Genomic DNA, 5,330 nt, shown 5'->3' on the forward strand with positions numbered 1-5,330 from the left:
GCCCTTGGCGTGCTGCTTCTCCACCGCGCGCTCGGAGCCGGCGTGCGTCGCCTCGTGGATCCGGCGCTGCAGATCCGCGAGCTTCCCCGCGGTCGTGTGGATGTCGGTCTCGGGCGGTTCTGGGAGGTCGGCGCTCACCGCATGGATCCCTTCTTGCTGAGGTTCAGGCTGCGGAAAGTGGGTCTGATGCGTCAGAAGGTGTCGCGAGGTACGTACACGCCCCAGACGTCGCGCAAGGCGTGGGAGACCTCGCCGGCCGTGGCCCGCAGCGCCAGGGCCTCGCGCATCAGGGGCAGTACGTTGTCCGTGCCCCGCGCGGCGGACCGCAGGGCGTCGAGTGCGCGTGAGACGGCGTCGTTGTCGCGGTCGCGGCGCAGCGCGGTGAGGCGTTCGCACTGGTCGGCCTCGATCTGGGGGTCGACGCGCAGGGGTTCGTAGGGTTCTTCCTCGTCGAGGACGTACTTGTTGACCCCGACCACGGTCCGTTCCCGCTTGTCGATCTCCAGGGCGACCCGGTACGCGGACTTCTCGATCTCGGACTTCTGGAAACCCTGCTCGATCGCGGCGACCGCGCCGCCGCGATCCTCGACGGCCTGGATCAGCTCCAGCGCCGCCGCCTCGAGATCGTCGGTCATCGACTCCATGACGTACGACCCGGCGAACGGGTCCACGGTGCTGGTGACGTCGGTCTCGTAGGCGATGACCTGCTGGGTGCGCAGGGCGAGTCGCGCCGCCTTCTGGGTCGGCAGGGCGATGGCCTCGTCGTAGGAGTTGGTGTGCAGGGACTGCGTGCCGCCGAGGACCGCGCCCAGGCCCTGGAGGGCGACGCGGACGAGGTTGACCTCGGGCTGCTGCGCGGTCAGCTGGACGCCGGCGGTCTGGGTGTGGAAGCGCAGCATCTGGGACTTGGGGTTCCTGGCGCCGAACTCCTCACGCATGATGCGGGCCCAGATACGGCGGGCGGCGCGGAACTTCGCGATCTCCTCCAGCAGCGTGGTCCGGGCGACGAAGAAGAAGGACAGGCGGGGTGCGAAGTCGTCGACGTCCAGGCCGGCGGCGATCGCGGTGCGCACGTATTCCTTGGCGTTGGCCAGGGTGAACGCGATCTCCTGCGCGGGCGTGGCTCCGGCCTCGGCCATGTGGTAACCGGAGATGGAGATGGTGTTCCAGCGCGGCAGTTCCCGGTGGCAGTAGGCGAAGATGTCGCTGATCAACCGCAGGGACTGCTGGGGCGGGAAGATGTAGGTGCCGCGGGCGATGTACTCCTTGAGCACGTCGTTCTGGATCGTGCCGGTCAACTGATCGCCGGAGACGCCCTGTTCGGCCGCGACCAGTTGGTACAGCAGAAGCAGGGTCGACGCCGGGGCGTTGATCGTCATCGACGTCGACACCTTGTCCAGCGGCAGTCCGTGGAACAGCGTCCGCATGTCCTCGATGGAGTCGATCGCCACGCCGACCTTGCCGACCTCGCCCCGGGCGATGGCCTCGTCGGAGTCGTAACCCATCTGTGTCGGCAGGTCGAAGGCCACGCTCAGGCCGCCGGTGCCGGCGTCGACCAGCTCGTGGTAGCGCTCGTTGGACTCCTTCGCCGTGCCGAAGCCGGCGTACTGCCGCATCGTCCAGGGCCGGCCCGTGTACATCGACGGGTACACGCCCCGGGTGAACGGGAACCGGCCCGGAGCGCCCAGCTTGGCGTCCGCGTCGAAATCCGTCAGCGCCCGGCCGTCGTACACCGGCTGGATCGGCAGGCCGGACTCGCTCTCGGCGACGGAATCCATGCTGGAGCCTCCTTGGTACTCAATGCCTTCAGAACGGTACTCAGTACCATCGGTGAGGGCAAGAGACATCCGGACACCGGGATGGGGGAGGATGAATGACCATGAGCAAGCCATCTGCGCGGATGCGACTCGCGGACGCCGCGTTCGCCCTGTTCGACGAGCGCGGATACGAGCAGACCACCGTCGACGACATCGCCGAACGGGCCGGTGTGGGACGTACCACGTTCTTCCGGCACTACCGGTCCAAGGAAGCGGTGATCTTCCCCGACCATGACCGGTTGATGGAGCTGATCAGGGACCGGCTGGCGACCTCCAGCCACAGCACCGCACTGGTCGCCGTGTCCGACGCGGTCCGCCTGGTGCTGCTGCACTACATCGACGAAGGCGATCTCGCTCGGCGGCGGTATGTGCTGACCAGCAAGGTGGCGGCGCTGCGCGACCGGGAGATCGCCAGTGTGGCGCGATACCAGCGCCTGTTCCGTGAGTTCATCGCGGACTGGATGGGGGACCCGACGGAGTCGGCGTCACTGAGAGCCGAACTCATGGCGGCGTCCGTCGTCGCGGCCCACAACCACGTGCTCCGCCGATGGCTGCGCGGCGAGTCCTCCGATCCGGTCACGGAGGTCGACGAGGCCATGCGCGAGGTGCTCGCACTGTTCCCGGCACCCGGTTCCTCGCCGGAAGATGGGCGCGGTACCACCGTCGTCGCGTTCCGGACCGGCCAGGACATCGACGCCCTGCTCCCCGAGCTGCGGCGCCTCGTCGAGGGCGGGCGCGGGCGCTGAGCGTGGCACCGTGGACCGTGAGTATGGGCGAGCGGGATCCGGTCGGTCGCCGGGATGGGCCGGTGGGGCCCGGCCGGTCGTCCGGCCGCGTCAGCAGATCCGGAGGTGACCGAGTGATGCCGCGCACATACGCTCGGTACTGGATCCGGTGCGTGCTAGCTTCCGGCCGTGACTTCCCCAGCTCAGGACACATGGGCACCCGATGGCGGAGCGGCAGGGCACGGACTGGATCACGGGTTTCCCCACACCGGTGATCCGCTCGGTCCGCTCGGTCCGCTCGGTCCGCTCGACCTGTTCGGCGACACCTTCGTACGCGACCCCTACCCCTGGCTGGATCTCCTGCGGTCCGAGGCTCCCGTACACCACGACCCGATCACAGGGCTCTGGCTGATCAGCCGCCACCATGACGTGCGCCAGGTACTGCTGGACCCGGACGTCTTCCTTCCCGACAACGCCCAACACAGCGTCACCCCACTGCCCGTTGCCGTGCTGCGGGTCCTCGCCCGTGGCGGTTTCTCCCTTCCGCCCGCGCTCGCCAACAACGGCAGCCCGACCCATGCCGGACTGCGTCGAGTGGTCACCCGGTTCTTCCACGCGAACCGTGTGGCGGACGCCGTGCCGGTGATCGAGCGCATCGCCGACGAACTGCTCGTCGACGAAGTACGGTCACGGATCGACTCGACTGGCGACTGCGACCTGTTCACCTCATTCGCCCAGCTCCTCCCGTGCAGGGTGCTGATGGAGCTCCTCGGCATACGCGGCGTCGAACCGGCCACCCTGATCCGCTGGAGCGACGCCTCGCTGGAGCTGTTCTGGGGCAGGCCCACACCGGAGCGGCAACTGGAGCTGGCGAAGCTCGTCGTGGACTTCCACCAGTGGCTCACCGCGACCGTGCGCGGTGGCATGGCTGCTTCCGACTCGTTCATCGGGGCGCTCGCCCGCCACCGGCTGCCTGACGGCGGGCCGTTGGACGTCGAGACCGCGGTCGGTGTGTGCTTCTTCGTCTTCATCGCCGGCCAGTCCACCACCGGGCAGCTGATCACCACCGTCCTGCGCCGGGCGATGGCCGAGTCAGGCATGTGGCTGCGCGTGGCCGGCGAGGCGGGCCTGGCGGAGGCCTGGGTGGAAGAGGTCCTGCGGCGCGAGCCACCCGTGACCACCTGGCGCCGGGTGACGGCGCAGTCCACCGAACTGAGCGGGGTACGACTGCCGGCGGGCGCACAGGTGCTGGTGATGCTCCTCGGCAGCGGATCCGATCCAGAGGTCTTCCCGTCCCCGGAACGCATGTGCCCGCACCGGGAGAACATCCGCCACCACCTGGCCTTCGGCGCCGGCCGGCACCGCTGCCCGGGCGCTTCGCTGGCACGCACGGAAGCAGCAGTGGCCCTGCGGGCTGCAGCCCGCAGACTTCCGGATATACGACCGGCAGCCGGGGCCGGGGAACCGCCGATGCTCGGCCTGTTGTCGTTCCGAGCCCCCCTGAAGATGGTGGTGGAGTAGCCGCTGTGCGTCGGAGCCGTGAACCGTGCGGGCCGAATGCCTGAGGCATCTGCTCCTCAAAAGGCGGCTGGCACCCTCCGCAGCGGGCCGCCGCCGACCCGGCGAGTTGGGGCATGCGCAGGTTGGCCAGGCAGGGCTCCTGGAAAACGGGCCGTGAACGTGAGGCCAGAGATGAAGAGATTCTCTTGAAGTCATCTCCCTGGTGGCGCTGACCTGCGGTGATGCCGCTGCGAACCTCTCTGGCCTGGGCCGATCCGTCTTTCGGGGCCTTTCGCGCTCGTGCCCGGTTACGCAGTCGATTCTCCCCACGCGCTCCCCAGCACCGTCCAACTCCCCAGATTCTCCCCAGGGATTGGCTCCAGATGGGGTTGGCAGGGCGTGCCGGCAAAGTTGCTCCGGTGAGGCCAATGATCACAGACGGTTGCTGCCGAGGGTTGGTGAGGATGCTGTCAGCAGCCGCACCCACGATTGCGTTGGCGGGGAGCACGAGATGCCCCAGTGGTGGAGTTCCACGGGGACGAACCACCCCCGCGTCGACGGGGACCACGGTGTGGCGCCGGGCCCGCGTTGCGGCGCGAGGGTGCGGATCCGGTGCGCAAGGGCGGACCGTGGAGCCTGCCGCTGGAGGACCGCGTGCTGCTGGTTACCGCCTGCTGACGGACGAACCTGACACTGCGCCGACTGACGCCATTGTTCGGGGTGTCCAAGTCCGCTGCCGACCGGATCGTCGATCACCTCGGCCCGTCGTCGGCACTGCAGCCGCGCAAACGGTTCCGCCGCGACGCCGTGCTGATCGTGGACGGCACTCTGGTCCCCGCCCGAGACCACCAGGTCGCCGAGCAGTCGGAGACATCTCATGTCGCTGGTAGGTCAAGTTGATGCTCGGGCGGCAAGGTCTACAGGTGGTGTGAAGGCGCGATCGGAGTCGAACAGCGTGCGGTGCTGTAGGCAGTGGTAGAGGCAGCCGAGCAGTTTGTCGAACAGGTGCCTGAGAGCTGCGGTATGGCGTTCTCCGCCGGCTCGCCGTCGGTCATGGTGGGTGCGGGGGAGTCTGCGTACGGAGGGCTGCGAAGGCCCACATGTGCCCCGCTGAAGCCAGTCGCTGGTTCTTGACGGTCCGGGCCACGACCACGTGACCGCGGCCTGATGCCCGTGTAACAGGGGCTGTTCTGGGCTTGATCCGCTTTGACGGACATTCGAGATCAGGGGTTCTGCCCCGGGAGGATGTCCATCATGGAGAGCATGGGGAAGAAGAAGCCTCGGCCTC

The 5,330-nt window shown here is 68.3% G+C and carries 3 protein-coding genes and 1 pseudogene; 3 read left to right on the plus strand and 1 reads right to left on the minus strand.

The window, feature by feature from the left end; all coding sequences use genetic code 11:
* Positions 1 to 191: 191 nt before the first annotated feature.
* A complete protein-coding gene (locus HW837_RS47825) occupies positions 192 to 1,778 on the minus strand; it encodes an acyl-CoA mutase large subunit family protein (RefSeq protein ID WP_193382249.1) in 1,587 nt (528 codons plus the stop codon).
* Positions 1,779 to 1,879: 101 nt separating this feature from the next.
* Here HW837_RS47825 and HW837_RS47830 point away from each other — a divergent pair, with 101 nt between their 5' ends.
* The 3 genes and pseudogenes from HW837_RS47830 to HW837_RS47840 form a co-directional block, all read left to right on the plus strand.
* Positions 1,880 to 2,563 carry a TetR/AcrR family transcriptional regulator gene (locus HW837_RS47830; RefSeq protein ID WP_045563544.1) on the plus strand — a complete coding sequence of 228 codons (684 nt, stop codon included), beginning with the start codon at positions 1,880 to 1,882 and terminating at the stop codon, positions 2,561 to 2,563.
* A 168-nt stretch (positions 2,564 to 2,731) separates the two neighbouring features.
* Positions 2,732 to 4,063 (plus strand): cytochrome P450, encoded by a 1,332-nt coding sequence (locus tag HW837_RS47835; protein ID WP_193382248.1) that lies wholly within the window; start codon positions 2,732 to 2,734, stop codon positions 4,061 to 4,063.
* A 501-nt stretch (positions 4,064 to 4,564) separates the two neighbouring features.
* Positions 4,565 to 4,912 (plus strand): annotated as a pseudogene (locus HW837_RS47840) (helix-turn-helix domain-containing protein); the annotation flags it as partial.
* Positions 4,913 to 5,330: the final 418 nt, after the last annotated feature.

Origin of the sequence: Streptomyces caniscabiei, assembly GCF_014930365.1 — a bacterium.
Lineage (GTDB): Bacteria > Actinomycetota > Actinomycetes > Streptomycetales > Streptomycetaceae > Streptomyces > Streptomyces caniscabiei.

What these genes read in the sequence shown, in the direction of transcription:
- HW837_RS47825 (WP_193382249.1), bottom strand. Translation starts at nt 1,778, where the DNA reads ATGGATTCCGTCGCCGAGAGCGAGTCCGGCCTGCCGATCCAGCCGGTG.
- HW837_RS47830 (WP_045563544.1), top strand. Translation starts at nt 1,880, where the DNA reads ATGAGCAAGCCATCTGCGCGGATGCGACTCGCGGACGCCGCGTTCGCC.